Here is a 3,146-nt window from a genome sequence, read left to right as displayed (position 1 = left end):
AGACATCCGCACCTGGATCAAGAACTGGAACGACAACCCCACACCGTTCACCTGGACCAAAACCGCAGAGGAGATCCTCGACTCCCTCGCCCGATTCTGCCGACGAATCTCTGGCGCAGGACACTAGTCCGGCCTGGCCGGTTGGGCCGAGTACGGCTACTGCGCCAGCCACTCGCGGTTCTTCCGGGGCCCGCGACTGCACCTGGTGTGCCCGCCCGACGATCAACCCACACCTGATCGACCGCTGCCTCGCCCAGGCCGACCCCACCACGCGCTGCCGACCCCGACGACACCGCCATCACGAATCCAAGTTCATCAGCCGGCACTGAGAATCCTGGATGAATTCATGGCCCGGGTCTTCAGGAGGTCGGAAACCTCGCGGATGCGATGGCCCTGCGAGTTGATCATCTCGTTCTCGTACTGAGCCATCAGGAACTGCAGGACTCCCGAAAAATTCACCCTGTCCCGACAGTCCCTGTCCGCGACCGCAGTCTCGATCTCGTCCCGGGACGGCGACTGACCCGCGCCGTCCTCGCCGGGGCTCCACCGAGGATCGCTCATCGCTTGGTCGGGGTTCTGATACCGAAATCCCCGGTCGCGCATGCACTCGCTCCACGACCGTACTGTGGAGAAGAACCGCCCGTCGGACCTCGCCCGGTCCCCGGCCTGAGCTCCCAGGACATGAAGCCATCGTTCGGGAGGAACGGTGGAGTCGAGTCCGTCGATCTGTATCGAGACCTCTCCGCCGTTGAGTGTGCGACGGGTTCTCCCGTCGCACCCACCCTCAGGCACCTTCTCCCCCCGGAACCGGGGAACGCTCCCTTCGAACACCGCCATCTGGTCTTCGGGGACAACGATGGGTCTACTGCCACGTCGGGCAGCTGCTGCCATGTCGTCCGCGAAGTTCGCCGGCCCTCGATATCCGTACCGCTCGACCCCGTGGGCACCGAGCCAGCCGAGCATGGTCGCATGCCGAGGGTACCGGGAAGTGGAGACCTCGGGAACGCTGAGAGTCAGTCCGAAAGAGGCCATGCAATCACGCAACGAGTGCATGGTCGCCCGCTGCACCTGGAGGTAGTCCGCGTCCGGCAGTTCATAGGCATCCAGGGGAAGCGCGAGAAGGCCTGCGGATCCCGCCCCCTGCGTGATCACGGGCGCGTCAGCCGCCGTCCCGGCCTTCGGCGCGGTGGTGCATGCGGCCGACACGAGAAGCAGAAGAGAGACCACTGCGGCCGGCAGTACCGATGAGATCCTCCATCGCTTCATGGTCTCCTTCCGGTGCGGCATCGCAGGGCCGTGGCTGTCAGCACGAGGAGCCGGTTCACGGACATCCGTGCCGACGACACTCATCTGCTCACGCGAGGGGGTCATCGACTTCGCTCATCGCCAGACGACCGTCGGACCGTAGGCAACGTTCGAGTGCATGTACTTCGCCTGCACCTTGTAGGCGTGCGCGTCATCAACGCCAGCGGTGTAGTCCTGGGCCCACTCCCGTACGCCGTCCCGGTTACCGCACTGGTAGATCGCCCCATCCGACTGGTTGACCCAGATCAGAGCCACGGAGTCGAGACCGTAGTTGTACATCTTGGCCCACGCATACCACTTCCCGCCGTAGGTGCCCTGGTTGACGCGGATGTACGTGGGTCCTCCGACGTTCGCGTACGTTCCGGGTACCGCGGAGATGTTGCTCGCCTTGGAGGGCTCCTGCAGCCAGCTCCCGCACCAGAGCGGGGCGGCGGAGGCCGCACCCGCGGACCCCATGAGGACCGCCCCCGCAGCCACGGTTGTCACTGTCGCGGTAGTGATGATCTTCCTGAGCATTCGGACTCCTCCTACGTGGCGTTCCAGGGATGCCGTGTGGCGTGTCCAGATTGCTGTGGAGCCTCTTCCCCTGCCTTGTACAAAGGCGCACTCTCTTCACCGGATTCGGCTGACGCGCACCCGCCCGTAGGGCCGCAGATGGAGGTTGAAACGCCCATGGAGTCGAGGAACAGGAACGGGTACGCGGAACGCAGCGCACCCGAGCGGTTACGGGCTCAGGTCGTGATGTACCGAGGTCATCGCACTGCGGGGCCGGGACCTGTCAGGCTCACTCTTCCCTCCGCCACAGTGACGTTGATCTTGGGCTGGGGAGATCCCCTGCGCCTGCTCCACTGCACGCAGGGCGTCCCGGCGGAGCGGACCACGTGGCATGCGATGCTCGCCGGTCTGCACACATCATCGGTGAAAGGGGGCTACGAGGGAGTTGCGGAGTCGGTCGAGGTGGAGTTCACCCCGCTCGGCGCGTACACATGCCTGGGGCTGCCGCTGCACCACCTAGCCAACTGCCACATGCACCCGGACGAGGTGCTGGGCACCGGCTGGTCAGCGAGGCTCACCGAGCAGCTCATCGCCGTGCCGGACTGGGAGGGGCGCTGGGCGGTCATCGACAACGCCCTGACGCGGCGCATGGCGGACGCATCGCCCCCCTCGCCGGTCGTCGCCGAGGCATGGAGTCGGCTGCTTGCCCATCACGGGCAGTTATCCGCCAAAGATCTGACTGTTGCCACAGGCCGCGGCAGCCGGCGGTTGCAGGTGCTGTTCCGAGAGCAAATCGGACTGCCGCTGCAATCCGTCAGCCGGGTCCTGCGGTTCCAACGGGCGCTCACCCTGCCGTCCGACACCCACCGGTCGCTGGCCGATCTGGCGGCTCTGTGCGGCTACTACGACCAGGCGCACATGACCCGTGACTTCCGTGACCTGGCCGGACTCACCCCCGCCCAGCTGTGCACTCTCGCCGACCATGCCGCCGCCAGGGACGGGGCTCCTGCCGACGGACGGCTGCCCAATGTCTTCGATCGCTGAACCACCGCCTCTCGAACTCGAACGGGTCCTTCCCAGCACGTCCGGTCCTCCGTGTGGTCGGTCGGCCCCCTTGCGCAGGTAGCCCGGCTGGCCGGGCAGGTACGGGAACAGGTGCCGCAGGTGGGTGGAGGCGTGGCTGGCTTTGTTCAGGGTTCGCGGCTCTGGCTCAACTTCTGGATGCTGTTGGTGATCTTCACTGGGGAGGGTGAGGCTGACGGCTTTGCCGGTCGCTGGCCCTGTGCGCCTGCTGTCCTGATCTGGAGATCCGAGCAGGTTGAAGGGGGCTGGTTGCGGTGGCGATG

General features: G+C 65.9%; 3 protein-coding genes and 1 pseudogene. 2 read left to right on the top strand and 2 right to left on the bottom strand.

The features are described from left to right. Nucleotides 1-127 precede the first annotated feature (127 nt). A pseudogene (locus KS423_RS42025) lies at nucleotides 128-229 on the top strand (IS982 family transposase); the annotation flags it as partial. Between the two features lie 86 nt (nucleotides 230-315). Here the strand turns inward: KS423_RS42025 and KS423_RS42020 are convergent. Both KS423_RS42020 and KS423_RS42015 read right to left on the bottom strand, forming a co-directional pair. Continuing rightward, complete coding sequence (locus KS423_RS42020) at nucleotides 316-1,350, bottom strand: hypothetical protein (protein ID WP_224284982.1); 1,035 nt, start codon at nucleotides 1,348-1,350, stop codon at nucleotides 316-318. A gap of 30 nt (nucleotides 1,351-1,380) precedes the next feature. Then, a complete protein-coding gene (locus KS423_RS42015; RefSeq protein ID WP_224284981.1) occupies nucleotides 1,381-1,821 on the bottom strand; it encodes a hypothetical protein in 441 nt (146 codons plus the stop codon). Between the two features lie 288 nt (nucleotides 1,822-2,109). Between KS423_RS42015 and KS423_RS42010 the strand changes: the two genes are divergently transcribed. Next, the gene (locus KS423_RS42010) at nucleotides 2,110-2,844 is read left to right on the top strand and encodes an AraC family transcriptional regulator (RefSeq protein WP_224284980.1); all 735 of its coding nucleotides are present in this window, start codon (nucleotides 2,110-2,112) and stop codon (nucleotides 2,842-2,844) included. Nucleotides 2,845-3,146: the final 302 nt, after the last annotated feature.

This window comes from Streptomyces sp. LS1784, assembly GCF_020103755.1.
Taxonomy (GTDB): Bacteria; Actinomycetota; Actinomycetes; order Streptomycetales; family Streptomycetaceae; genus Kitasatospora.
This window is presented reverse-complemented; position numbering and strand designations above follow the sequence as displayed.

Bases quoted from the DNA above. Each gene is read 5' to 3' on its own strand.
- KS423_RS42015 (WP_224284981.1), bottom strand. From the start codon at position 1,821: ATGCTCAGGAAGATCATCACTACCGCGACAGTGACAACCGTGGCTGCG.
- KS423_RS42020 (WP_224284982.1), bottom strand. From the start codon at position 1,350: ATGAGTGTCGTCGGCACGGATGTCCGTGAACCGGCTCCTCGTGCTGAC.